The 24835-nt window shown below is 42.1% G+C and carries 22 protein-coding genes and 1 pseudogene; all 23 read right to left on the bottom strand.

Features of this window, described 5'->3' with window-relative positions; all coding sequences use genetic code 11:
* Nucleotides 1-24: 24 nt before the first annotated feature.
* Nucleotides 25-1314, bottom strand: coding sequence for a GTPase ObgE (gene obgE, locus KCX82_RS01635; RefSeq protein ID WP_227016689.1), 1290 nt, complete (start codon nucleotides 1312-1314; stop codon nucleotides 25-27).
* A gap of 92 nt (nucleotides 1315-1406) precedes the next feature.
* The gene (gene rpmA / locus KCX82_RS01630) at nucleotides 1407-1667 is read right to left on the bottom strand and encodes a 50S ribosomal protein L27 (RefSeq protein WP_227016688.1); all 261 of its coding nucleotides are present in this window, start codon (nucleotides 1665-1667) and stop codon (nucleotides 1407-1409) included.
* 346 nt (nucleotides 1668-2013) lie between these two features.
* Nucleotides 2014-2322, bottom strand: a pseudogene (gene rplU, locus KCX82_RS01625) (50S ribosomal protein L21); the annotation flags it as partial.
* Between the two features lie 152 nt (nucleotides 2323-2474).
* A complete protein-coding gene (locus KCX82_RS01620) occupies nucleotides 2475-3452 on the bottom strand; it encodes a hypothetical protein (protein ID WP_227016687.1) in 978 nt (325 codons plus the stop codon).
* Between the two features lie 168 nt (nucleotides 3453-3620).
* Nucleotides 3621-4529: an ABC transporter permease gene (locus KCX82_RS01615; RefSeq protein WP_227016686.1), complete on the bottom strand. Its 909-nt coding sequence runs from the start codon at nucleotides 4527-4529 to the stop codon at nucleotides 3621-3623.
* On the bottom strand, nucleotides 4522-5592 hold the full coding sequence (locus tag KCX82_RS01610) for an ABC transporter permease (protein WP_227016685.1): 1071 nt from the start codon (nucleotides 5590-5592) through the stop codon (nucleotides 4522-4524). Before KCX82_RS01610 ends, KCX82_RS01615 begins: the two co-directional genes overlap by 8 nt.
* Nucleotides 5564-7141 carry an ABC transporter ATP-binding protein gene (locus KCX82_RS01605; RefSeq protein ID WP_227016684.1) on the bottom strand — a complete coding sequence of 526 codons (1578 nt, stop codon included), beginning with the start codon at nucleotides 7139-7141 and terminating at the stop codon, nucleotides 5564-5566. The genes KCX82_RS01610 and KCX82_RS01605 overlap by 29 nt, the downstream gene beginning before the upstream one ends.
* Nucleotides 7142-7250: 109 nt before the next feature.
* Nucleotides 7251-8354 (bottom strand): BMP family ABC transporter substrate-binding protein, encoded by a 1104-nt coding sequence (locus KCX82_RS01600; RefSeq protein WP_227016683.1) that lies wholly within the window; start codon nucleotides 8352-8354, stop codon nucleotides 7251-7253.
* Nucleotides 8355-8433: 79 nt separating this feature from the next.
* Nucleotides 8434-9375 carry a nucleoside hydrolase gene (locus KCX82_RS01595; protein WP_227016682.1) on the bottom strand — a complete coding sequence of 314 codons (942 nt, stop codon included), beginning with the start codon at nucleotides 9373-9375 and terminating at the stop codon, nucleotides 8434-8436.
* A 22-nt stretch (nucleotides 9376-9397) separates the two neighbouring features.
* Nucleotides 9398-10315, bottom strand: a complete 918-nt coding sequence (gene rbsK / locus KCX82_RS01590; protein ID WP_227016681.1) for a ribokinase — start codon at nucleotides 10313-10315, stop codon at nucleotides 9398-9400.
* A 13-nt stretch (nucleotides 10316-10328) separates the two neighbouring features.
* Nucleotides 10329-11342 carry a LacI family DNA-binding transcriptional regulator gene (locus KCX82_RS01585; protein WP_227016680.1) on the bottom strand — a complete coding sequence of 338 codons (1014 nt, stop codon included), beginning with the start codon at nucleotides 11340-11342 and terminating at the stop codon, nucleotides 10329-10331.
* A gap of 347 nt (nucleotides 11343-11689) precedes the next feature.
* Complete coding sequence (locus tag KCX82_RS01580; protein WP_227016679.1) at nucleotides 11690-12970, bottom strand: TRAP transporter large permease; 1281 nt, start codon at nucleotides 12968-12970, stop codon at nucleotides 11690-11692.
* Nucleotides 12964-13470 carry a TRAP transporter small permease gene (locus KCX82_RS01575; protein ID WP_227016678.1) on the bottom strand — a complete coding sequence of 169 codons (507 nt, stop codon included), beginning with the start codon at nucleotides 13468-13470 and terminating at the stop codon, nucleotides 12964-12966. Before KCX82_RS01575 ends, KCX82_RS01580 begins: the two co-directional genes overlap by 7 nt.
* Before the next feature lie 70 nt (nucleotides 13471-13540).
* A complete protein-coding gene (locus KCX82_RS01570; RefSeq protein ID WP_227016677.1) occupies nucleotides 13541-14569 on the bottom strand; it encodes a TRAP transporter substrate-binding protein in 1029 nt (342 codons plus the stop codon).
* 27 nt (nucleotides 14570-14596) lie between these two features.
* Entirely contained in the window at nucleotides 14597-15361 is a 765-nt protein-coding gene (locus KCX82_RS01565; RefSeq protein ID WP_227016676.1) for an HpcH/HpaI aldolase family protein, read from the bottom strand.
* Nucleotides 15362-15372: 11 nt separating this feature from the next.
* Nucleotides 15373-15708, bottom strand: a complete 336-nt coding sequence (locus KCX82_RS01560) for a cupin domain-containing protein (RefSeq protein ID WP_227016675.1) — start codon at nucleotides 15706-15708, stop codon at nucleotides 15373-15375.
* Between the two features lie 14 nt (nucleotides 15709-15722).
* On the bottom strand, nucleotides 15723-16619 hold the full coding sequence (locus tag KCX82_RS01555) for a DUF6282 family protein (protein WP_227016674.1): 897 nt from the start codon (nucleotides 16617-16619) through the stop codon (nucleotides 15723-15725).
* 168 nt (nucleotides 16620-16787) lie between these two features.
* Entirely contained in the window at nucleotides 16788-17435 is a 648-nt protein-coding gene (locus tag KCX82_RS01550) for a GntR family transcriptional regulator (RefSeq protein ID WP_227016673.1), read from the bottom strand.
* A gap of 211 nt (nucleotides 17436-17646) precedes the next feature.
* Entirely contained in the window at nucleotides 17647-18690 is a 1044-nt protein-coding gene (gene recA / locus KCX82_RS01545) for a recombinase RecA (RefSeq protein WP_227016672.1), read from the bottom strand.
* A 402-nt stretch (nucleotides 18691-19092) separates the two neighbouring features.
* Complete coding sequence (locus tag KCX82_RS01540) at nucleotides 19093-20340, bottom strand: competence/damage-inducible protein A (RefSeq protein WP_227016671.1); 1248 nt, start codon at nucleotides 20338-20340, stop codon at nucleotides 19093-19095.
* Between the two features lie 97 nt (nucleotides 20341-20437).
* Entirely contained in the window at nucleotides 20438-20965 is a 528-nt protein-coding gene (pgsA, locus tag KCX82_RS01535) for a CDP-diacylglycerol--glycerol-3-phosphate 3-phosphatidyltransferase (RefSeq protein WP_227016670.1), read from the bottom strand.
* Nucleotides 20949-22283 (bottom strand): 30S ribosomal protein S12 methylthiotransferase RimO, encoded by a 1335-nt coding sequence (gene rimO, locus KCX82_RS01530; RefSeq protein ID WP_227016669.1) that lies wholly within the window; start codon nucleotides 22281-22283, stop codon nucleotides 20949-20951. Before rimO ends, pgsA begins: the two co-directional genes overlap by 17 nt.
* Before the next feature lie 8 nt (nucleotides 22284-22291).
* Nucleotides 22292-24805, bottom strand: a complete 2514-nt coding sequence (locus KCX82_RS01525) for an FtsK/SpoIIIE family DNA translocase (RefSeq protein ID WP_227016668.1) — start codon at nucleotides 24803-24805, stop codon at nucleotides 22292-22294.
* Nucleotides 24806-24835 lie beyond the last annotated feature (30 nt).

Below are 24835 nucleotides of genomic sequence, written 5' to 3'. Positions count from 1 at the left end.
CTAGAATTAACGGAAAGAAAATGGTTATTCTTCCACATACTCGAATTCATAATCCTGAACTTTAATGGTATCGCCTTCTTCCAGGCCCATTTCTTTCATCTTGTCGATTGCACCATTTTTTTCAATATATTTATATAGATATCGCAGCGACCCTATATCGTTGAAATTTGTAGAGTTGAAAATTTTGGTCAGCTGCTTCCCGGATAATACAAAAATATTTCCTTGCTTTTCCACATAAATATTTCTGTAATCCTCATCCTCCTGGTCCTTTTCGAAGTCGAAGAATTCGTAGACCTCTTCCTCCTGAGGCTCTAAAGCCAGTTTCTGTAATTCGGCTGCTGCTGCCCCCAGAAGCTCCCTGACTCCTTGATTGATCGGAGCAGATATGGGGAATACATGATATCCTTTGCCCTCCACATAGGCTTTAAAGTCTTCATATCTCTTATCGTCTTCCTCTATCATATCCATCTTATTTGCAGCAACCAACTGAGGCTTTTTCAGCAATTTACCGCCATAGGAAGAAAGTTCTTCATTTATTTTTTCAAAATCTTCGATTGGGTCCCTTCCTTCCGATCCGGAAACGTCCACCACATGGATCAGCAGCTTGGTTCTTTCAATATGCTTCAGGAAATCTAGCCCCAAGCCGGCCCCGGTATGGGCTCCTTCAATGAGACCTGGAATATCCGCCATGACAAAGCTGGTATCATAAATTTCCACAACTCCAAGGTTCGGTGTAATGGTAGTGAAATGATAATTTGCAATTTTAGGGTTTGCACTGGTAGCGACAGAAAGTAAAGTTGATTTTCCTACATTCGGAAACCCAATCAAACCGACATCGGCTATAAGCTTCAGCTCTAAAACTATATTCCTGGATTGTGCAAATCCCCCGGCTTCTGCGAAATTCGGGGCTTGTCTTACAGAGTTTTTGAAGTTGACATTCCCTTTTCCGCCCTTTCCTCCCCGGGCTGCTACAAAACTGTCTCCGTCGTGAACCAGATCCTTCATGACCATACCCGATTCTTCATCAATGACAACGGTGCCGGGCGGCACTTTAATGATCAGATTTTCGCCTTGCTTCCCAAATCTTTTCTTCTTCATACCGTCCTGGCCGTTTTCTGCTTCATATTTTCGTTTATATCTAAAATCCATTAAAGTACGCAGGTTATTATCGGCCGTGAAGATCACGTCGCCGCCTTTGCCTCCGTCACCGCCATCGGGTCCGCCTTCCGGGACAAAGGGCTCTCTTCGGAACGAAACGCAGCCATTCCCGCCTTTTCCCGACTTAATGGATATTTTGGCTCTATCTACAAACATAAAAGCCACCTCCCATCTATTATTATGGCTAATAGTGATCTACTCTATTAGCTAAAATAAGCCCCTATAAAAATATAGGGGCTTAAATCTTTTTACGCTTCTTTCGGATATACGCTTACTTTTTTACGAGTTTTGTCGTATCTTTCGAACTTTACTGCTCCATCGATCTTAGCAAATAAAGTATCGTCTCCGCCAATGCCTACATTATTTCCGGGATGAAATTTAGTCCCTCTTTGTCTAACCAAAATGCTGCCGGCGCTTACTACCTGGCCATCGCCTCTCTTCACGCCTAGTCGTTTCGATTCACTATCTCGACCATTTTTGGAGCTACCTACTCCTTTTTTACTTGCCATAGACTACACCTCCTTTTTGCTTGTGCTGTCTTTGCTTTAGCAGACGAAATCTGCAAATAAACGATTTGTGATTTCGTTGCATAGTTCGCCATAAATTTGCTTTGCAAATTTAGCGAGCTGATATGTGAATTGCTAAAGATTATTCTGCATCCTTAGCTTCTGCTGGCTTAGCTGCCTTTTTTGCTGCAGGCTTTTTTTCAGCTGCCGCTTTTTTTTCAGCAGGTTTCTTTTCAGTTGCTGCCTTCTTAGCTGCTGGTTTTTTTTCAGCTGCTGGCGCATCAACTTTTTCAGCCTTTTCTTCTGCTGGCTTGGCTGCCACTGCTTTTTTTGGTGCAGGTGTGCCGTCAGCTGATAAAGAATCAATTTTTACCATTGTGTATGGCTGTCTGTGTCCCTGCTTCTTTCTGTAGTCTTTCTTGGACTTGTACTTAAAGATAATTACCTTCTTTCCTTTGCCATTCTCTACTACAGTTCCAAATACTTTGGCTGCTTCAACAGTCGGAGCACCAATCTGAACGGTTTCACCGTCACTTAACATTAAAACTTTTTCAAAAGTAATGTCATCGCCTGCTGAAACATTCAGTTTTTCAATGGTGATTACGTCACCTTCCTGCACTCGGTACTGTTTTCCACCGGTTTCAATTACTGCATACATGTTGCTTTTTACCTCCTCTATCCAGTCTCGCCATCAGGGGTAGCGCAAGGCATTTCAAAAAACCCATTCTGAGCGGCTTACAGTCTCATATAATATCATATAATTTTTATAATGTCAAATATTAATTGTCTAAAATTTGCAGAAAATGTTGATTACTCAATGATTACCTCATTTGAATAATCACTGAGATAGAGCTCACCGTTTTCGTCAATTCTTTCTCCGTATATGGTCTGTTTATATTGGAATCCTAAATTATCATTTATAATCACAACAATTTCAATCAGACTGTCTTTTTTATAGGCTATGGTCTCATTGAAACTGGTTGTATATACGCCTGACTCGCCAGCTACATATTTTTCGATATATAGGTCATGACTTTCATTATTCCGACCTGTAGAATCATCTAGTTTCTCTACGTTAACCGGAATTTTTTTAATCAGTGTTCCATCCTTCTGAAATCTAATTTCTCCGCTGACAGGATAATTGTTGCCTTCCATGTTCATGGAGAAATACGTTTCAACAGCTCCGCTGTATTCCAGCTTATGATTATTATTCATAATGTTCATATTTTGTATCGTAGAGTCGACCTTCATCATATAGCGATTGGACAGCTCATAGATTTCTTCGAGTATTTCTGTTTTTTGAACCGTTCCGTCGTCAAAGGAAACACTTAATTTTTTAAGGTTGTTGTTCAACGGTACCTCAATGGTTGCCCAAAAGGAATACCCTTCCCCTTCTTCTCCTTGCGCACTGAAGATTTTTCCTTCTTCTGATTCTACGAAAAAAGAAGCCTTTAAATTATTTTTATGTTCCTTCGGCCTTGCCATTACCCTCAAGGGGACGGTTCCTTCCGCTTTGTTGATTTTATCTGCCAAAACCTGATAACTGTAATCTGAAACGATACTGCTTTCTTTTTTCAAAGAAGATTCGATATTTGCAGAAATATGATTGATATCACTGCTTACTGAACTGTGAAGGTTCCCCACTTCCTGTCTCAGCATGCTTAGTTCCTGCTGCATACTTTTTATGGAACGATTCATACTGAATATTGTAACCAAACAAACAATCACAATTACAAAAAACAGGATTTTCTGAAGTTTTGTCTTGTTCCATCTGTTTTCTTCATTCAATGCTATTCCCTCCACCCCATAAACTTACTGTTCCAACAATCCCAGCATATACCATTGTATCACATCATACCTCATATGACCAGAAGGGAAAGGATTTCACAATAAATCCCACGGGATGCCATATCCATTCCAGGATCGGCCGTATAAATTCCATGAGGATCTGTGACCCTATCGCTTTTTTTGAGCTCTTGCAGCATAGATGCCCAAAGCGATTATCGTTAGCAAGTAAGGGACAACCCGAGTTAATTCACTTGGAATGTTAAACAGCTGGAGGCTGCTGGACAATGCATCTGCAAATCCAAAGAGCAATGAAGACAGTAATGAAAGGAACGGCATTCCTCTTCCCATGGCCTCCGCAGCCAGGGCAATAAATCCACGGCCTGAAATCATATCCTTCGTGAACATGGATAAATAGGCCATGGACATAAAAGCTCCACCCATACCTGCAATTCCTCCGGAAATCAGCAAGGCAATCAGCCGTGTTTTCACAACGGATATACCGGCAGTTTCCACTGCAGTAGGGAATTCACCTACCGCTCTGATGTGAGTTCCCGTTCTCGTATATTTCAGAAAAATACTCAAAACAATCAGTATTATGATAGAGAAATAAGTCAGTACATTCTGGCCGGAAAATACGGTACCGATGTAAGGAATATTCTCTATGAAAGGGATATCTACACTGGGAAGCACCTTACTTGGCAGCTTGGTGGATACCCCTTTGTCACCTGTCAATATGTAAAGTATCGAAACAGTAAGGCCGCTCGCCATGAGATTTAAGGCAATTCCGGTAAGAACGATGTCCGTTTTTAATTTTAAATGAAAAAATGATAAGATTCCGGCATAGAAAACCCCTGATAAGATTGCAATCAGCAACCCAAGCCAGGCACTTTGGGTATAGGCGCTCCCTACAACTCCCATCAGAGCCGCAAACAGCATGGTTCCTTCTATACTGATATTCAATACCCCTGCACGGTCCGAAAGAAGCACTGCCATGGTTGCAAACAGGATCGGTGTCGTCACCCGCAATACGGAGCTAAGAAACTCGGCAGATATAATCAATTCAAAAACTCTATCCATTTGCCAGCGCCTCCTTTACTACGGTCTTTTGTTTTAATCGGCTGAGCAGAGCAGTGGCAGTAACAAGCATAATCATAATGGCCTGTATGACGGTAATGATCTCGCTGGGAACGTCGGTGCCTCTGGCCATCACATTAGCGCCGACTCTCAGATATGCCAGGAATAAAGCGGCCAGAGGGACATACTGAGGTTTATTTCTGGCCAGTATCGCGATGATGACACCATCCCATCCGTAGCCGGGAAGGCTGGTCCATTGGAAGCGTGCATACATACCCATTACTTCTACGGCGCCGCCCAGGCCTGCAATAGCTCCTCCCAGGGCCTGTGAAAGAATAATAGCACCTCCGACGCTCAGACCTGCATATTTCGCATAATCCGCATTTTGGCCCATAACCCGGATACGGTATCCGGCTTTTGTTTTATAGATAAATAAATAAGATACAATAATCAAAATAATTGCAAGAAAAACACCAATATGTATGGAAGTGCCTGGAACACACTTAATCAGCACGGAAGCCGCCGGCAGCTTATGAGAAGCAAGGGCTCCGAAGGTATCGTCTCTGAAGTATGTATTCATCAAATAGAGTCCGATAAATAATGCTATATAGTTCAGCATCAGAGAAGATACCATTTCATTGGCATTGACTCTGGCTTTTAATATTGCAGGAATAAAACAGAGAATGGCTCCTGTCAAAGCCCCGCAGAGAAGAGGTACAATCAACCCTATGCCCGCCGGTAATTGGAAAGAAGTTGCCGCTGCAGCAGCAATCAGGGCCCCGAGAAAGAAAGAACCTTCCGCACACATATTGAACATGGACGCCTGAAACATAATGCACACAGCAAGCCCTGTAAAAGTCACGGTAGAAGCCAAGGTAATCACCGTTCCGAAATTACGGAAGGAGCTTACCGGTCCCAACAACAAAGCTTTTACCGCATCTCCGGGGGCATCGCTGACGAACAGGATAATGATAAATGCGATGGCGAGAGATATAATGATGGCAATAGCAGTAGTTGCCGCACTGAACAGCAGATTTTTATTTTTCATGATCAATAAGTTCTTCATGATAAGCCCCTCCTATTTCTTCGGCTGACTGTCTGTTTACCCCCAACATATAATGTCCCAGTTCGGTTTCGGAAACAGTTCCGGGATCTTGTATATAGGCAGACAATTGACCGTTATAAATGACTAAAATACTATCAGACAGCTTATAAAGCTCTTCCAGATCAGCGGACACCAATAACACCGCATAACCGCTGTCTCGTAATGCAATCAACTTTTCATGAATAAACTTTGCTGCTCCTACATCGATTCCTCTTGTGGGCTGCTCTGCAATAATCAGCTTTGTATTTTCCTGGGTAAATTCCCTGGCAACTACAACCTTCTGAATATTTCCGCCGGACAGCATCCCAACCTCCGTCTGTGGGGAGGAACACTTAATCAGGTATTCCTTTACCAGTTCAGCTGAAAGTTTGTTGATATTCGCTTTTTTCATCAGCTTCAATCGATTGTATAGAATTGGTTTTTGCAGTTTCGTGGTTATCAGGTTTTCCTCAATGCTCATGCTGGAGGAAACACCCATTGTCATCCGGTCACTGGGTATATAGGACATACCAAGATTTCTTAAAAACTTTATCCCTTTGCCCGAAGTATTACGGCCAAACATTCTGATACCGCCGCCGGACGGTGTCAATAATCCGGTTATCATTTGAATCAGCTCATCCTGTCCGTTCCCTTCTACGCCGGCGATTCCAACGATTTCACCCCCACGCACAGAAAAGGAAATACCGTTGACAAGAGGCTGATTGTTACCGTCTATGTATTGAAGATCCTTTACACTTAAGTAAGTTTCCTTAGGATTTGATTTCGATTTATGCAAGTCACTGGAGTATCCTGATCCAACCATAAGTTCTGAAATTTCTTTTTCGGATACTTCCGATGTATTGACCGTCTTCACTAATTCCCCTCGCCTCATAATGCTGATGCGATCAGAAATTTCTTTAACCTCCCGGAGCTTATGAGAGATGAAGATTACGGTATAGCCTTTTTCTTTTAAATTTTTTAACTGTGAAAAAAGCTCCGTTGTTTCCTGTGGAGTTAAGACCGCCGTCGGTTCATCCAATATCAATATTTTTGCTCCGCGATATAATGCTTTGACAATCTCCACTTTTTGTTTTACACCCACCGATAATTCCCTTACCGGTTTGGCAGGATCAATTTTCATATCGTACCGTTCTGCAAATTCCCTCACCTTATCCCTGGCTGTCTTATAGTCAATAAATCCGCCTTTTATTGGCTCACACCCAAGAATAATATTTTCTGTTACAGTGAGTGATTCTACCAGCATAAAGTGCTGATGAACCATTCCGATACCGACTGCCATTGCATCCTGTGGTGAATGAAAATACTGTGGCTTTCCCTGAAGCAGAATTTCACCATTAGATGGTTTTTCAAGACCGAAAAGGATTTTCATTAAAGTACTCTTTCCGGCTCCATTTTCACCAACCAGGGCATGGATCTCTCCGTCTCTGATGGAGAAGTTGACAAGCCTGTTGGCGTAGATTCCATTTCCATATATTTTTGAGATTTCTCTCATTTCCAATAAGTCAGACATAATAAAACACCCTCGCCGCCGCACTACGGCAAAATGATATTGAGCTACCCAAGTGCGGCGGATTCAGGGCGCTTTAAAAAATTAATCAATCAATTATATAAAGAGTTCTTTATTTCGGTTCTACGGAAGCTTTATAAGCAGCGATTTCTTCTGTGCTCATTTCAAAGGCGGATTTTACTTTAATATCTCCGCTTTCGATTTTAGCTTGCAGATCAGCTGCTTTGGCAATCATTTCTTCTGTTGCGATTCCACGATAGATATCATTGTCGGCAATGCCAACCGCCATTTCTTCCATACCTAATGCTTCTGTGGTTCCATATGGAAGTGTTCCGTCCAGATGCTTCTCAATGGCTCTATATAATACCTGGTCAATATTTTTTAAAACAGAAGTTACAATCTGTGCACTGGCCTTTGGATCATCTGCAGATAAAGCCATTGCCTGATCCGCGTCTACACCGATTGCATAAGTTCCCAGGCTTTTCGCCGCATCAATAACACCTAAGCCGGCTTGAGCAGCAACGTGCATACAGATGCTTGCCCCCATATTATATTGGGCGGTGGCTAACTCTTTTGCTCTAGCTGTATCGGCAAAGTCGCCTATGTAAGAAATGGCAACCTTCGTATCCGGAACCGTATCGGTTGCTCCCTGAATATAACCAACCAGGAAGTCGTTTAATACCGGAATATCCATGGCGGAAACCGCACCAATCAGATTTTTTCCATTGGTCAGGGATGCATCGTCGGCCATCATGGCAGCAAGAGCTCCTGCAAGATAGGATGCTTCATTCTGTTTGAAGGTAATGGAATATACATTATCACCTTCTACCTCTGAGTCGAAAATGATAAATTTTTTGTCCGGGTATTCCGGCGCAACCTTTGCAAGCAGCTCCTGCATCTGATAGGTTCCTACGATGATGACGTCATAATCAGAATCTGCAAATTCATAAAGAGTGGATTCCCAAACAGTATTGTCAAAGCCCATTTCCACAACCTTGGTATCAACGCCAAGCTGTTCTTTAATCATCTTCATGCCTTGATTTGCAGAGTCAAAGAAGGACTTGTCTCCTAAATTTCCGTTCAACAGGCATACCACCTTCAATGCTTCCCCGTCTCCTTCTGGCTGTCCTGCGGGTTCGTTAGAGGAACCGCAAGCAGTAAACATTGCCATGGATAATAATAGAAGGCATAGTATCAGAGATATTCTTTTTTTCATTTTCTCACTCCTCAATTATATTTTATATACAAACGCCTTATCTGCCAGATTGCTTTCTAAGGCGCAGATATAACGAATTTTATCTGCAGTCAATTTTCATGTGATCGCAGATCATACTGACAAACTTTTCCCGATCCACTTTTAGCGCAATATGACAATTCGGTTGATTGCCGGTAATCTCCCAGAGGTCTGCTACCGTTTCACCAAGGGTAAGGGGATCGTGAAGGGATATATCTACAAAGGTCTTTTTAAATTCCAAAAGGCTTTCATCAATAAGATATCCGACACATAATGCATCATGGATCGGGCAGGCTTTAAAGCCAAAGTGTTTCACATGGGTATCTGCAAAGAAATCCAGCAAGGAGGCAACGATTGTAGATATTTTATCTCCCTGTGCCCTCAGCTTTTCAATATCTTCCTCAAAGAATACAGCCTTCATGCTGACGTCCAGTGAAACCAGATATAATTCACAGCCGCTGTTTATGACTATTTTGGCTGCTTCAGGATCCACAAAGATATTAAATTCCGCAGCAGACGTAATATTGCCCGGCTCGATGACGGCTCCCCCCATCATGATGATTTTGTCTATTTTATCCTTGATATCGGGAGCTTTCTGCAGTGCGACCGCTATGTTTGTCATGGGGCCGGTTACAATGAGAATGATGCTTTCTTGAGAAGATCTCAGTGTCCGGATTAAATAATCAACGGCATGCTCCTCCTTTATGGGAGTCGTGGGCGCCGGAATGCTCGGACCTCCAAGTCCGTCTTCCCCATGAATAATAGCTCCGGTCAAACGGAATAAATCCCGCATCATAGGTCTATCGCAACCTGCGTGAACATCAATATTGGTATAACCTGCGTAATCTAATATTTTTCGGGCATTTCTCGTAGTATTATGCAGCTCGCTGTTACCGGCTACCGTTGTAACGCCTATCAGTTCTATGTCCTCGGCTTTCGCTGCAAGCAACAGGGCGATGGCATCATCATGCCCGGGATCACAATCAATAATTACTTTTTTCATTTTGTCCTCCAATCATTGTTATCTATTTCAGCTTATTGTTAATAAATGCATCGACTTCTTTCCGATTCGGCAAAGAAGTCTGCGCTCCCGCCCGTGTAACGGAGATAGCACTGGCAGCCAGCGCAAACTGAATCGCTTCCTCCATATCCTTTCCTTCAGACAAGGCAACGGCCAAAGCACCGTTAAAACAATCCCCTGCGGCCGTTGTGTCAACAGCATCAACTTGATATCCGTCGTAATGGAATATACCATCCTCATTGATTCGTGCACAGCCCTGGGCACCCAATGTGACCACTAATTCCCTGACCCCTTTTCCAAGCAATGCTTTCCCTGCCTCATGGATATTTTCCCTTGTATCGGCAGGACAGCCGCTCAGAATTTCTAATTCGATCTCATTGGGAGTTAAAATATCAATGTCGGCAAGAATATCTTGATCCAGGGTTTGTGCCGGGGCGGGATTTAAAATAGTCAGATTTTTATAACTTCTTGCTGCTTTCAAGGCCTTTCGTACCACCGGCAGCGGGGTCTCCAGCTGTACCAATAAAATGCGGGAATCTTCGAGGATTGATTTTGAATTCTCAATATCCTCTGTTGTTAATTCGTAATTTGCGCCGGATACAACCGCAATGGCATTATTGCCCGATTTTTCTACGATAATGGCGGCAATGCCCGTCGGCACATCTTCTTTTTCAGCAATATAATCTACGAGAACTCCATCCTTTTCCAGGGATTGAACCAGTGCAGTTCCCATTTCGTCTTTTCCTACTGCGCCTACCATATGCACTTTTGTCCCTAAACGAGCAATAGATGCAGCTTGATTTCCTCCTTTACCTCCCGGAACTCTTTTAAAACCGGTGCCGATAACCGTTTCTCCCGGCCGTGGAATGGCATCGGTATTAATGACAAGATCCATATTTAAGCTTCCTACTACTGAAATCATTTGCATCCTCCTATTACTTTAAAAGCCGTGTAGAATTTCTTACAACAAGTTCCGTATCTAACACGATCTTATGATTGCTTTCTAAATTCTTCTTTTCCAGAACATCGATAAGAAGTTCCACTGCCCGATAGCCCATTTCATAATTGGGCTGTTTTACCGTAGTCAGTGCCGGTTCCATCATCGAGGATACGTAAATATCATCAAAGCCAACAACTCCGATGTCTTCGGGAATTCTATAACCGGCTTCCTTTAGTTTTTTGATCGCTCCGAAGGCTATCAAGTCATTTCCGCAGAAAACAGAATCAAAGGGAATGTTTTCATTCAAAAATTGACCCATCGCTTCATAGCCCCATTCACGGCGATAGCTGCCTGATTTTACATAATAATCTTTATAGTCAATCAGGTTTTCGGACAGGGCTCGTCGGTATCCCGCCAGCCTGTCCTTTGCAGTTTGAGTCTTAATAGCTCCTGCTATATATAGAATTTTTCGATATCCTTGCTTAATGAGGTGACTGACTCCGGAATAAGACCCTTTTTCATTATCCACAACCACCCTGCCCTTCACATTCTCATTGTTATAATCTCTATCAATTAAAATAACAGGCAATTTACATTTGTTAAGTCCGCTGCAGCCTTCTTCGCTTTCGGCGGCGTGGGCAAAGATAATCCCATCAACCATTTTCTCTGTTAAAATATCGATATATTTCTCTTCTTGCCTCTCACTGTCATCCGTATTACAGAAAATGATGCTGTAACGGGATTCGCTTGCTTTATCCTCCGCCCCTCTGGCGATTTCTGGAAAGAAAGGGTTTGTGATGTCCGGCATGATCAATCCTATGGTATTTGTTTTTCTGGTTACCAGACTTCTTGCGGCATTATTAGGGATATAGTGATGTTCCGCGGCAATGGCAAGAACCTTTTCTCTGGTGGCATCACCGATGCATTGATCCTTTTTGTTTAAGATCATCGAAACCGTTGCAGTAGAAACTTGTGCCAGCTTTGCAATTTCTTTGATTGTGATACTCATCTTGATTCTCTCCTTTGCATGGATGAACACATTGATATAAAAGCATATAAACATGGATAAATTGTTTGACAAAATAATAGAGTTAAACGTTTTAGTTAAACGTTTAACTGGAAAGTATTATATACTAGATAATTTATGAATTCAATAGTAAATATTTATTTTTTGAAAACTTGTTTTTAAGGTAAAATAAAAAGATACCGTATCTGCCGAATTGACATACCATGCAAAACCGGTACTGTAAATGTCGGACAGCTGTTTTTAGCAGCTGCTGAAAAAGCGTATCCCGAAAGGAGGGATACGCTTTTCATCGATATAAAAAAAGTAGAAATGAAAGAATAATAAAAAAATCAGAGGAGTAAATTAGGTAAGAATAATACAATCTGAGGTACAAATGCAATCAGCAGTACGACGATGAAGCTGACAACTACGAATGGTATGATGCTTTTGCTGAGACTTCCCAAAGGCACTCCTGTAATATTTGAGCTAACAAAAAGACACATGCCTACCGGAGGTGTAATCAATGCTACGGAAATCATGAGACTGAATACTAGGCCAAAATGAACGTCATTAATGCCTACGGCCAATGCAATGGGTGCAAAAACCGGTACAAAAATTACCATGGAGGCAAAGGCTTCCATAAACATCCCTATGAATAATAAGGCAAACAGGATTAAGATCATAACCACAGCCGGATTATCGGTAATACTTAGGATTGCATCAGACAGTAATTTGGGTATCTGATCTATAGCCAGTGTCCATCCCAATACGTTCCCCATAGCGATAATCAGCATAATAGATGAGGTTAGTATTCCGGTATCCAGTAAAACCTTGGGAAGATCTGACCATTTAAGTGACTTATAAATAAACATTCCGGCGATAAATGCAACAAAACAGGCAATTGCACCGGATTCTGTAGGCGTAAACACGCCGGTCAAAATTCCCCCTACGATAACCAACGGAATAATTAATGCAGGAGCTGCATAAATCAAAGCTTTTATGACCTTGGACAGTTCCATTTTTTCTTTATATTTCGGGAAGTTTTCTTTTTTTGCAATAAAATAGATGACGGCCATATATCCAATGCCTAAAAGAATACCCGGGACAATTCCTCCCATAAATAAGGCGTTTACAGAGGTTCCTGCAAGTACGGCATACAGAATGAAGGTAACGCTTGGAGGAATAATCGGACCGATAATTGCAGAGCTTGCGATCAAACTGGTTGAAAATGCCGGGGAATATTTATCCTTTACCATTTCGGGCACCAAAACAGAGCATAAGATCGCACATACAGCATTGGCGGAACCGAGGATCGCCGACAGAAATACTGCTACGAGAACTGCGGTATAAGCCAGCCCCCCTCTCTTGTGCCCGATACATTCTCTTGCAAGATCAACAAGTTTATCGGTGACTCTCCCTCTGTTCATAAGCTCACCGGCTAATACAAAAAACGGGATTGCCATTAAGCTGAATGAATTGATTCCGGAAAACATTCTCTGAATTGCTACCGGGTAAAAGGAAGTGTCCCCTAAAACCAACAGATGGGTCAAGCCGGTGGCACCTAAAACAAATGCAATAGGAAGACCAATGATCAAAAGGATCGCAAAGACTGCAACAACAACGATTAACATATCTCATTGCCTCCTTTTCCCAATACTGATTGAAGTCTCTCCAATAGATTCTCTACTGTAAAGATAACCATAAATAAAATGCCCAGGGGAATCGCTCCATAAGGGATAAGCATCGGCATTCCAAGTCCCGGGCTTTTTTGCAGCATAATAGAAGGACTTGCAGTGTAATCTATCCCCAATTTTAGTACTCCGAGTAAAAATAGAAGGATAATAAAGCTATTGATGACATTTAGAATGTCATTTTTTTTCTTCGGCAATTTGTTCTGCAGCAGGTCGAAAAATACCAGATTTGCCTTTTTGTAGGCAACGCTTCCTCCAATAAAAGTACTGCTCACCAGAAGAAAACGAACCAATTCCTCAGCCCACTCAAAGGACTGTCCGAAAAAGTATCGCCTGAAAACTTCAATCAAAGTAACAACAATCATGATCCCGTAGCTTGCAATAACAAACCAGACACCAATCCTGGCAATGATCGAAGAGATATGTTTCATGATAGACATTGATTCACCACCTAATTTTAGGCTGCCCGGCAACAACCATGGCAGCCTATCATTTCAACTATATGTTACCTTACAGGCCCTTAGCCATTTCTACAAAATCTTTAATCAAAGGATTTTTTGCAGTATATTCATCATAGATGCCCATGACTTTTTCTTTAAATGGTGCTGTGTCTACTGTAGTGAGGATTTCAACGCTGCTGTTTGCTGTAATATTTTCAACTGCAGTTTGATCTATGGATGGCAGCTCACCTAACAACTCGATCATTGCTTCATTGGCTGCTTCTGTAATAATCTGTTGGTCTTCTTCCGATAAGGAGTCAAATTTTGCCTGACTCATTACACAGATACCCGGGAACGGGAACAAGCCCATTTCTGTTACATTGGTCAATACCTCATAATGTTTCTCGGAGCTGATGGATGTTAAATTGATTTCTTCACCGTCAATTACCTTCGTCTGCAGACCGGTATAGACTTCACCGTAAGCCATTGGAGTCGGGTTTGCACCTAAAGCGGTCAGAATTTTTAATACCAGATCACTCTGTGTCGCTCTCAGTTTTAATCCTTTCAGATCCTCCGGAGTCTGAATCGGTTTTTTTGCGTTAGCCAGGTGACGCATACCGCCTTCAAATACACCAAGGCCTTTCAGATTGAACTGGTTTAAAGAATCTAAAATTGCACTCATTTCCTCACTCTGCACTGCAGCCAGTTCCTTTTCGTATGTATTTAACATGAAAGGGAGCTGAAGGGTATCAATAACAGGAGTATAGGCACTGAACACAGGGCCGGAAATGACTCCCATGTCCAGAGTATTATTCATAACCTGTTCCAGAAGCTCCCTGTCATCACCCAATGCTCTGGCAGGAAACAATTCTACGGTAATTCTGCCATCGCTTTTTTCTGCTACTTTGTCGGCAAATTTCTGTGCTCCGATATGGAACGGATGGGTTACCTGGGTAACATGACCCAATCTTAAGGTATAAGTCTGCCCTTCCGTACCGGCTTCTTTTTCGTCTCCGTTTCCGGCTTTGCTCCCGCAGCCTGTAACGGCAGCCAGCACCAGAGCTAATACCAGCAATAGGCTTAAAGATTTTTTTAACATTTTTTTCTCCTCCTAAGTGTCATTTTATTATTTATAATGAGATTGAATAATATTGACTACTGACTCCAACTGTTTTTTTAACATACTCAAATCCGTTTCCCAAACGATAAACCTTACGTCATGATCCAAACAGAATTTTAATTTTTCTTCACTGTTAATAAGGGTTCCTACCATTTTCCCATGCTTCTGTGCTGCATTTTTAATCGATAAAAAAGCATCTTTCAGACCACCGGCAATGATATCACTGTCACAGCCTAAAGAGTAAGACAGATCCGCAGGTCCTAGAAACAGCAAGTCCACTCCCTCTATCGCCGCTATCTGATTTACCCGTTCCAATGCCTCACGGGTTTCAATATGTACGTTGATCATTACATTATGATTGGCAGCGTCCACATAGGCTTTACTGTCACAAAAGCCATATTGGCTGGCTCGATGAGAAAATGTGATTCCCCTCGTTCCAATGGGTTGATATTTACATAGAGATACAATGGTTTTTGCATCCTCTTCGTCATACAGCTGCGGGGCTTGAACACCGTCCGCTCCCAGATCCAAAGAGTATTGCAGATTGCTTCTTGAAAAATCCGGGGGCCTTACAACGACTTTCATCCCCATCCCCTGAGCTATGGAAGTCAGCATCTTGACTTGTCCGTAGGTAAAGGGGGAATGTTCCGTATCGATCAGAATAAAATCGAATCCCGCCAAAGCAATCATCTCTACGATTTCAGGACTTGTGGTTTTCACAAAGGTGCCAAATAAAGGCCTTTCCCGAATCAGTGCTTTCATTCCTACCATTTGTACAGCCTCTAATCTTCCACATATTCCGGTCTTTTCGGAGTGAAGACATCCATATTGACAACATTTTTCTCTCCCACAACCTGAAGATAATGCTCAACATGAGGCGGAATCACCACAAAGCCACCCTCCGACAGTTTCACCACTTCATCTCCAACGTGGAATTCAGCTTCTCCTTCCAGGATCAAAGCAATTTGTTCGTGCATATGACTATGCGGCATTGGTGTATGACCAGGCGTAAAATAATTCGTTGCAAGAGTAGCGCCTTCCCCGGTAAAAGCCTTCCTGGATACTCCTTCCCTTAGTGCTACTTCCTTTAAATCTCTCCAATTTCCGCTATTAATCATTCTTTTTCCTCCTTCTAGATACCCATAACCTTAGATGGGTTCATTTTCATCATCTGCTCCAGTTCTTCCACGGAAAAACCTTGATCCAACAATAATTCTCCAAAATGTTTCAAGCCTTCTACAGGATGGGGATTTCCAACCTGACCATAATCAGATGCCAGCGTGACATGTTCTGTCCCGATTGCCCGGATAGTCTTTACGGTATCACTGACCTTAGCATTACAAATGCTTGAAATCGGGTCGCAGGTGCAAGCCCCGAATTCCATATAGACGCCTTTGGATCCCCATTCCTGCATTTTTTCTATATCCGCATTGATCATATAAGTCGGATGATTGACAACAATTCTATGAACCCCAAGAGAAAGTGCTTTTTGTATGATGGCATCGATTTCTTGAACATTGCCGTGACCTGTTCCTAAAACAACACTTTGATCCTTTGCCATAATTTCTAAAACGGACACACAATCTGACGTCAACTCTCCTTCTTCATTTAAAATAGGAATATAGCTTCTTGGAAGGGTCTCTATTTTTTTCTTTGATGCCGGGAATTTCAATCCTCCTTTTTCATGTTCCACATGATGGTTTTCTGTAGAAATGGTTGGCATCCAAATCATTTTCACACCCATATTAATGGCCGTCTCTACAGCGGCAACATTCAGACCGCCAACCTCATGATTCAGTACCAAACTGGAAGCAATGAGCAGAGAAGTATCCTTTGTTAGGCTTTTTTTGGCAATCTCCACGGAAGCCATGCTCGGAAACTGATGATCTTTGATAAGAATTGCTTTCATTCCGGCAGCTTCCGCTTCTAAAGCACCTTCCACAACATCTAATGCCCTTGGTATTACGGATGGTCCAAGATGTTGATGCATATCAACAGCACCAACCATTAACTGATCAATGATAGACATTTTTCCCTCCTGTAAATTAAGTTGATTCATCTGGTTTTGATTTGATATTTGATAAAATATCAAATCAAGTTTAAAAAAATATATAATATATTATATAACTTAATAATTTAATTGAATCCGATACCAAATATTTGATATAATATCAAATATTTGGCAAGACGAAAGGCTTTATTCTCTTTCGTCTATCAGTTCAATAAGTTCCTTAAATGCATTTACTTTATGCTTTTTTACAATACGGCTGACTTCTTCAGCATCACGGTTTTTGATGGCTTGCAGCCATAGCTTATGCTCTGCCAGAGAATTCTGCATTCGGTCAGACACTTTGCTGAAAATCATCTTCGAAACCTCAGACCGGCTCCATAACTCGGTTGCCAATTCATTAATATAGGGATAAGGATTTTTTTCATAAATTTTGTTATGAAATTCTTTATTCAATTTTTCGTATGCGCTTTTATTTCCGAGATTCATCTCCTGTTCCATATCTTCAAGAAGTTTCTCCAATACGGAAATTAATTTATCATCAATATACGGAACTGCCAATTTTGCCACAAGGGGCTCGATTTCTGTTCTTAATAATATAATTTCTTTAATCTTATTAAAATCCATTGCGGAAACTCTTGCACCGATATGGGGTTCCATTTCCACATATCCGTACTTCTCAAGCTTTGTAATTGCTTCTCTTACCGGCATAGGGCTTACTTTATATTTCGCTGTAACATCCGAGATTACAATTCGTTCTCCTGCTTTCAGGCTGCCGTCAATGATGTCATCCTTCAGCATTTGATAAATATATTCCGCTTTTGTCAAATATACCATAAATAATATCCCTTTTCCTTTTGCTTCCTGATATTTGATAAAATATCAAATTGATTTCATTATTAGATTACTATGAAAGAGTTTGGCTGTCAAGCTAATAATTTTCCATGAAGCAATAAAAACAATCCTGCCATAGGATTGCTTTTATTGCTTCTATACATTTAAAATTTATATATTTATCACTATTATTTAAAGTTTATAAGCGAGAAAATCAGTCTTCTATGATGACGCCGTCCTCGTCTACCTTCATCGATTTGGTATTTCGGATACTGCTCATGAGGCGTTCTTCGATCTGATCCATAATGTTTTTATTTTCCAGTAGGAAGTTTTTCACATTTTCACGTCCCTGTCCGATACGATCTCCGTTAAAGCTGTACCAGGATCCGGCTTTATCGACGATTTTCGCTTCTACTGCACAATCCAGCAAGTCTCCCTCTTTGGATATGCCCTGGCCATACATGATATCAAATTCTGCCTGTTTAAATGGCGGTGCAACCTTGTTTTTTACGACTTTAACCCTGGTTCTGCTTCCCAATACCGCGTCTCCGGATTTGATGCTCTCAATTTTTCTTACGTCAAGACGCATGGAAGCATAAAATTTTAATGCTCTTCCCCCGGTAGTTACTTCAGGATTCCCAAACATAATGCCAACCTTTTCACGAAGCTGGTTGATAAAAATAGCGGCAGTATTGGACTTATTTACAGCACCTGCAAGCTTTCTAAGCGCCTGTGACATTAACCGGGCCTGCAATCCAACATGGCTGTCTCCCATTTCCCCCTGAATTTCCGCCCTTGGAACCAAAGCAGCAACAGAGTCTATGACTACCACATCGATGGCATTGCTTCTTATCAGCATTTCACAGATTTCAAGAGCCTGTTCGCCTGTATCCGGCTGTGATACCAGAAGCTCATCTACATCAACCCCCAGATTTCTGGCGTATTCCGGATCCAATGCATGTTCTGCATCAATAAAAGCCGCCTTGCCTCCCATTTTCTGTGCTTCCGCTATGATATGTAAAGTAAGTGTGGTTTTACCGGAGGATTCAGGTCCGAATATTTCGATGATTCTTCCTCTTGGAATCCCTCCGATTCCTGTGGCGATATCAATACTGACTGCTCCGGTTGGAATCGCCTCTATATTTAACTTGGCTTCTTCGCTGCCGAGCTTCATAATGGCGCCCTTGCCAAACTGTTTCTGTATTTGCAGCATCGCTGCTTCCAAAGCTTTTTCTTTATCTTCTTTATTTATTGCCATTTATGGAATCCTCCCTGTTTTTTTATTAAATAAAAAATATGTCATAGGAAATCAGAACATTTGTTCTAATTTCATGATAATATAAATCCCTTTCAGGGTCAAGTATTATTTATAAAAACTTCTTTCATTTTAACCTCCCTGATCCCCTTACTATATGTAATATATTACCATATAACAAGGTATTTGTAAATCACTTTCTGTCGAACTGCCGAAGCAAGCTTGGGGCAAAAGGCTATGGTTCCCTTCGGCGGCCGCAAAGCGGCCTGAGCACCCTCCTTAACGGCAGAGGGCGGGCCCCTCTGCACTCCCTCTTTTTATCGAACAGGAAACGATATTTCCTATTCGATAAAAAAGAAGCTTGCATACGGCAAAGCTCCTTTTAGAAATCAAGTTTAAGGTCAATTATGAAGATAGATTTTCATCCAGCAATTTGTTGACAATATTCAGCATGCAGAGCAAGGTATAATTCCGGTTCCATTTTCTGCTGGTATTTCTGATTCTGAATTCCCTGGATACTTTCACTTCATCCAAAATGGCACAGATATAAACCAACCCAACCGGTTTTTCCTCGGTTCCTCCATCCGGACCTGCAATTCCGGTCACTGAGATGCAAAGTCTGCTTTTGGTAACCTTTTTCAGTCCCTCTGCCATTTCTACTGCAGTCTCTTCGCTGACCGCCCCGAATTTTTCTAAGGTCTCAGGTTTTACACCAAGTTCTTCAATCTTGGCCTGATTGCTGTAAGTAATGAAGCCTCTGTCAAATACTGCGGATATGCCCGGAACTTCGGTCAAAGTCTGCGCAAATAAACCGCCGGTACAGGATTCGGCACTGGAAATAGAGATCTTATGTTCCATTAGTTTTTTTCCGACTACTTCATAAAGGTTCTCATCATCATAGCTGTAGACAAACTGACCTACTTTTTTATTTACTTTTTCAATCATTTCTTCAACGGCAGCCTTGGCTTCTTCCAGGGTGCGTCTCTTGGAAGCAATACGCAAGCAAGCCTCGCCTTCTTTTGCATAGGTTGCCAGGGTCGGATCCGTCTGACCGTCAATGTATTCCTGAAGTTCCGTCTCCAGTGCGGATTCTCCGATTCCAAAGGTTCGAAGCTGTTTATAGTAAATCACGCTTTGAGACTTTTTTTCCAGGAAAGGTTTCACTTGAAGATCAAACAGTCTTGTCATTTCTCTTGGAGGCCCGGGCAGGCAAATGATGGTCTTGCCGTTTTCCTCCAGAGCAAAGCCGGGCGCCGTGCCTGCATCATTATGAAACATGACGGCTCTGGACGGAATATAGGCCTGCTTTTTATTATTTTCAGTCATTTCACGGTTTACTTTTTTAAAGAAACTTTCAATTTCCCTTAAAGTAGGTTCATGGAGAACCAGCTCGTCATGCAGGACCTCTGCTGCAATTTCTTTGGTTAAATCATCCTGAGTCGGTCCCAGCCCCCCAGTGGTAATGATCAGGTCACAATCTGTAAAAGCCTGATGGATCATCTCCGCCAGTCTTTCAGGATTATCCCCTACCGTATAATGATACATCACATCAATTCCAAGCAAATTGAGCTGCTGGGAGAGATATACGGAATTTGTATTTGTAATTTGCCCAAATAATAATTCGGTTCCAACACTTAAAATTGCTGATTTCATAAAATAACACTTCTTTCTTGTATTTTTTCGTTGTGAATCCCCCGCCAAAACCAAACCCGAATACAAGGGGAATGGCAAACGGCTTATAAAGATCCCTTTAAGCTTTGAATACTTGTTTATTTTTTATTACATATTCTGTTCCTGATACAATGGTCATGATAACGGAAGCCCAAAGCATTATGTCTGCAAAGGGAATACCGACATATACAAAAGGCCAGTTTTTTAACAGCAGAGCGGGAACTGCAATCATCTGAAGAACGGTTTTAATCTTACCTGACCATCCGGCAGCGATAACAATGCCTTGTGCGGCTGCAACGGCACGGAGTCCTGTCACCGTAAATTCTCTTGCCAGAATGACAATGACCATCCATCCGGCCACATCTCCCAGCTCTACAAGACAAATTAAAGCGGAAACTACCAGCAGTTTATCCGCCAGAGGATCCATAATTTTCCCAAAGTTTGTAATGAGATTATACTTTCTTGCAATATGACCATCCAACGCATCGGTTGCAGAAGCAACTATAAAAATTACGGCAGAAATATAATAGTATCCGGTCATAAGAACTATTATAAACACAGGAATCAATATTATTCTAAGGAGTGTAAGCTTATTTGGCAGATTCATAGGTTTCCTCCATTTCTCCCACTAAGTCATAATCGAAGGCATCAATGATTTTCACATAGACCAGATCTCCGGGGTTGCAACCCTTTTGAGCCGTAAATAAAACGGAATTATCAATTTCCGGAGCGTCATATCTGGTTCTTCCGATATAGCTTCCGTCTTCTTCCTGCTCTTCCACAAGGACCTCAAGTACCGTTCCGATTTTGCTCTGATTGGTCTGCAGTGACAGGTCAAGCTGCAGGGTCATCAGTGCTTCTTTTCGTTTCTGTTTTGTATCTTCCCGAACCTGACCTTTCATCTTTGCAGCCGGTGTTCCTTCTTCTTTTGAGTAGGAAAATACCCCCAAACGTTCAAATTTCATTTCTTCAACAAATTCAGCCAGTTCTAGAAAATCCTCTTTTGTTTCTCCGGGAAATCCTGTTATCAAGGTCGTTCTGATATGGATATCCGGCATGGCATTTCTCAGGCGGGAAATCGTATTTTTAATAGAGGCTTTGGTAGAACGTCTGTTCATGGCTTTCAGAATTTTATCACTGGCATGCTGAATGGGGATATCAATATAATGGCAAATTTTTTCTTCTTCTGCCATGACTTGAATCAACTCATCGGTGATGCGATCTTCATAACAGTACATAAGACGAATCCAGCGAAGGTTCTCTATCCTGCACAGCTCTTTCAGCAAAGCCGCCAGCCGAAATTCTCCGTAGATATCTTTTCCGTACGCGGTAACGTCCTGAGCAATGAGTATCAGTTCCCTGCATCCGTTCTCAGCCAGCATTTCAGCCTCTTTCAGAACATCCTCCATTCTTTTGCTGCGGTATGATCCCCGAATGGAAGGAATGACACAATAGGTGCAGACATTATTGCATCCTTCCGCTATTTTTATGGTGGAGCTGTATGCCGAAACTTCTGTTTTTCTCAGTCCAGTTTCCAGAAATCCCTTTTCATAGGAACTGAAATGCTTTTGTCGCTGTCCTGCAATATGGCTGCTTATGATTTCCGGCAGCTTCGAATAGTCGTTTACACCGAGAAAAATATCTACCTCAGGCATTTCCTTATAGAGTTCTTCTCCGTATCGCTGAGATAAACAGCCTGATACCATAAGAAGACCGCCATGATTTTTATATTCTGTCATATCAAAGATTCTGTTGATGGATTCTTTTTTCGCATCGTTTATAAAGCCGCAGGTGTTGACTAAAATCCCCTCGGCATCCGTCGGATTCTTTACAATGGTGTGTCCGGCATCTTCCAGGATTCCTGCCGCCATTTCAGAATCTGCAGCATTTTTAGCACAGCCTAATGTTTCAATATAGATCTTCATAAGTTCCCCTATTCTTCTTCATTTACCCCGGCCAAACCCAGGAATTCATCTTCCGTCATCAGAACGCTTCTTGGCCTGCTTCCGTCTGCAGGACCGATAATCTCTCTGGCTTCCATCATATCAATGAGTCTGGCTGCTCTGTTATACCCGATTCTGAACCTGCGCTGCAGCATGGAGACGGAAGCCTGTTTGGCCCTGACTACCGTTTCGATAGCATCGGACAGCAGTTCATCGGTATTTTCTTCACCTGGACCTGCCTGAACTTTTTCGATGGTATGAATAACTTCACTGGCATATTCGGTCTCAGGCGCTTGTCCTTTTACAAATTCTATAACTTTATGTACCTCCGTATCAGAAATGAAAGTACCCTGTACCCGAACCGGTTTCGCCATGCCGATAGGATTGAACAGCATATCTCCTTTTCCTACAAGCTTTTCTGCACCGGCCATATCCAGTATCGTTCGTGAATCGAACTGGGAGGACACGGCAAAGGCGATTCTTGAAGGGATATTGGCTTTGATGACACCGGTAATGATATCTACCGAAGGCCTCTGTGTGGCAACGATCAGGTGCATCCCTGCAGCCCTTGCCATCTGAGCCAGTCTGCATATGGATTCTTCCACCTGAGAAGGGGCCGCCATCATCAAATCTGCCAATTCGTCTATAATGATTACAATCTGCGGGAGGAATCTCTCCTCTTCCCCTTTCCTTTTGATGCTGTTATTAAAGGATTCCAGATCTCTGACTCCTTCTTCGGCAAATTTCTTATAACGGTCCGTCATTTCAGCTACAGCCCAGTTTAATGCGGCAGCTGCCTTGCCCGGTTCCGTTACCACCGGGATCAGAAGATGCGGAATTCCGTTGTAATTTCCCAATTCTACGACTTTTGGGTCGATGAGTACAAATTTTACTTCGTCAGGTTTTGCTTTATATAAAAGACTGATAATGATACTGTTGATACAAACACTTTTTCCGGATCCCGTAGAACCCGCTATCAGCATATGCGGCATGCTCTTTAAATCTGCAACGATAGATTTTCCTGCAATATCCTTGCCTACCGCAAAGCTTAATTTGGATTTGGCTGATTTAAATTCAGCGGATTCGATGATCTCGCGTATAGAAACGAGGTTGACACGTTCGTTTTCTACTTCAATACCAACTGCTGCTTTTCCGGGAATGGGAGCTTCCATTCGGATACTCTTTGCTTCCAAATTTAAAGCAATATCATCTGCAAGGCGTACAATGCTGCTTACTTTTACCCCGGTATTAGGCTGTATTTCATATCTCGTAACAGCAGGACCTCTGGTAACCTGAATGACTTTTGCATTGACATTAAAATCATGCAGCGTCTGTTCCAGCTTTGCCGCCTTGGCTTTCAGGCTTTCGCTTTCTCCGGCAGAGTTCTGTGAGGAACTTTTGCTCAGCAAATCAATGGGAGGTATATGATACGGCTTTGATACAACACCGGCTCCTTTACTTACTTCCTCAGGGCTTACGATTAATTCAGGGATCTTCACTTTTTCCGGTATTTTTTCAGTTGTATCCGGCACTTTTTTCAGCTCGCCATCAAGTCCCAGGCCTGGTTCCGCCGGTGCAGCCTCTTCCAGTCCCATGCCGATTTTTGCCGCATTGCTCTTTTCAAAAAGTTCGTCATCATTCATATAATCCAATATCTTCATCTGATTTTCAGACATTAAATTCGTAATTGGAAGTTCCGTTTTGACCGGTGCAGGCTCAGGCTGCGGAGGCACCGGAAACATGGAAGCGTCCACGGAGCTTACAATTTTATGATGATCCTCCTTTTCATCTGCTTTTTTCTTTTTCTTGCCCTGAGCAGCAGTTTCTTCTTTTATGTTCGTTTCCGGCTCTTCTTCGACGAAATCCGATTCCTCGGCGATCATCATCCTTTCCCTCTTTTTCAGCTCTCTTTTGGCTTTCAAGGCATCAAAGAACTGGGATACCGGCGTATTGATTACCAGCATCAAGGATATTATGATCACAACGGTGGAAAGTATGTACAATCCGGTCATTCCAATGGTTTTAATCAAAAGAAAACCGAACACCATGCCGAAAGCTCCGCCGGTTTTCAGTTCCGAACCCTGTTGAAACATATCGGCGATAAACTGAAAAGAAAAAGAGTAATTGGAATCCGCATCAAAGTATCTGGCAGAATTCAGCAAGGTCATCATTAAAAAAATCAGGAACAAAAATGCAATAGAGCGGCCGCTGATGTGTGCCGTTCGTTTTGTAAACAATAAGATTCCATATAGGATCAGATAATAAGGCAATATGTAAGCAACCATCCCAAAACTTCCTTTTAATAATATGGAAATGGCCACTCCGAATTTTCCGGCTGCTTCCGTTTGTAAGGAGACTACCAGAAAAATACCCAGCGCAATAATGACTATCGCCCAGATTTCATCCTCCAGTCTTCCTCCGGTATTTTTAACGGTTTGTGTTTGATTCTTCTTTGTTTTATTCTTTGATCCGGGAGGTCTCCCCGGCTTTCTCTTTTGCTCCACGATCTACAATCCCCTTTTATTGAAAAATTC

Source organism: Sinanaerobacter chloroacetimidivorans (genome assembly GCF_018128545.1).
GTDB lineage: Bacteria > Bacillota > Clostridia > Peptostreptococcales > Anaerovoracaceae > Sinanaerobacter > Sinanaerobacter chloroacetimidivorans.
This window is presented reverse-complemented; position numbering and strand designations above follow the sequence as displayed.

What these genes read in the sequence shown, in the direction of transcription:
- KCX82_RS01610 (WP_227016685.1), bottom strand. Translation starts at nt 5,592, where the DNA reads ATGAAGAACTTATTGATCATGAAAAATAAAAATCTGCTGTTCAGTGCG.
- KCX82_RS01585 (WP_227016680.1), bottom strand. Translation starts at nt 11,342, where the DNA reads ATGAGTATCACAATCAAAGAAATTGCAAAGCTGGCACAAGTTTCTACT.
- KCX82_RS01550 (WP_227016673.1), bottom strand. Translation starts at nt 17,435, where the DNA reads ATGGTATATTTGACAAAAGCGGAATATATTTATCAAATGCTGAAGGAT.
- rbsK (WP_227016681.1), bottom strand. Translation starts at nt 10,315, where the DNA reads ATGATTTCAGTAGTAGGAAGCTTAAATATGGATCTTGTCATTAATACC.
- KCX82_RS01575 (WP_227016678.1), bottom strand. Translation starts at nt 13,470, where the DNA reads ATGTCTATCATGAAACATATCTCTTCGATCATTGCCAGGATTGGTGTC.
- KCX82_RS01565 (WP_227016676.1), bottom strand. Translation starts at nt 15,361, where the DNA reads ATGGTAGGAATGAAAGCACTGATTCGGGAAAGGCCTTTATTTGGCACC.
- pgsA (WP_227016670.1), bottom strand. Translation starts at nt 20,965, where the DNA reads ATGAATCTGCCAAATAAGCTTACACTCCTTAGAATAATATTGATTCCT.
- KCX82_RS01580 (WP_227016679.1), bottom strand. Translation starts at nt 12,970, where the DNA reads ATGTTAATCGTTGTTGTTGCAGTCTTTGCGATCCTTTTGATCATTGGT.
- KCX82_RS01600 (WP_227016683.1), bottom strand. Translation starts at nt 8,354, where the DNA reads ATGAAAAAAAGAATATCTCTGATACTATGCCTTCTATTATTATCCATG.
- rimO (WP_227016669.1), bottom strand. Translation starts at nt 22,283, where the DNA reads ATGAAGATCTATATTGAAACATTAGGCTGTGCTAAAAATGCTGCAGAT.
- obgE (WP_227016689.1), bottom strand. Translation starts at nt 1,314, where the DNA reads ATGTTTGTAGATAGAGCCAAAATATCCATTAAGTCGGGAAAAGGCGGG.
- KCX82_RS01555 (WP_227016674.1), bottom strand. Translation starts at nt 16,619, where the DNA reads ATGTCTATCATTGATCAGTTAATGGTTGGTGCTGTTGATATGCATCAA.
- KCX82_RS01595 (WP_227016682.1), bottom strand. Translation starts at nt 9,375, where the DNA reads ATGAAAAAAGTAATTATTGATTGTGATCCCGGGCATGATGATGCCATC.
- KCX82_RS01605 (WP_227016684.1), bottom strand. Translation starts at nt 7,141, where the DNA reads ATGTCTGACTTATTGGAAATGAGAGAAATCTCAAAAATATATGGAAAT.
- rpmA (WP_227016688.1), bottom strand. Translation starts at nt 1,667, where the DNA reads ATGGCAAGTAAAAAAGGAGTAGGTAGCTCCAAAAATGGTCGAGATAGT.
- KCX82_RS01615 (WP_227016686.1), bottom strand. Translation starts at nt 4,529, where the DNA reads ATGGATAGAGTTTTTGAATTGATTATATCTGCCGAGTTTCTTAGCTCC.
- KCX82_RS01540 (WP_227016671.1), bottom strand. Translation starts at nt 20,340, where the DNA reads ATGAAATCAGCAATTTTAAGTGTTGGAACCGAATTATTATTTGGGCAA.
- KCX82_RS01570 (WP_227016677.1), bottom strand. Translation starts at nt 14,569, where the DNA reads ATGTTAAAAAAATCTTTAAGCCTATTGCTGGTATTAGCTCTGGTGCTG.
- recA (WP_227016672.1), bottom strand. Translation starts at nt 18,690, where the DNA reads ATGGCAATAAATAAAGAAGATAAAGAAAAAGCTTTGGAAGCAGCGATG.
- KCX82_RS01560 (WP_227016675.1), bottom strand. Translation starts at nt 15,708, where the DNA reads ATGATTAATAGCGGAAATTGGAGAGATTTAAAGGAAGTAGCACTAAGG.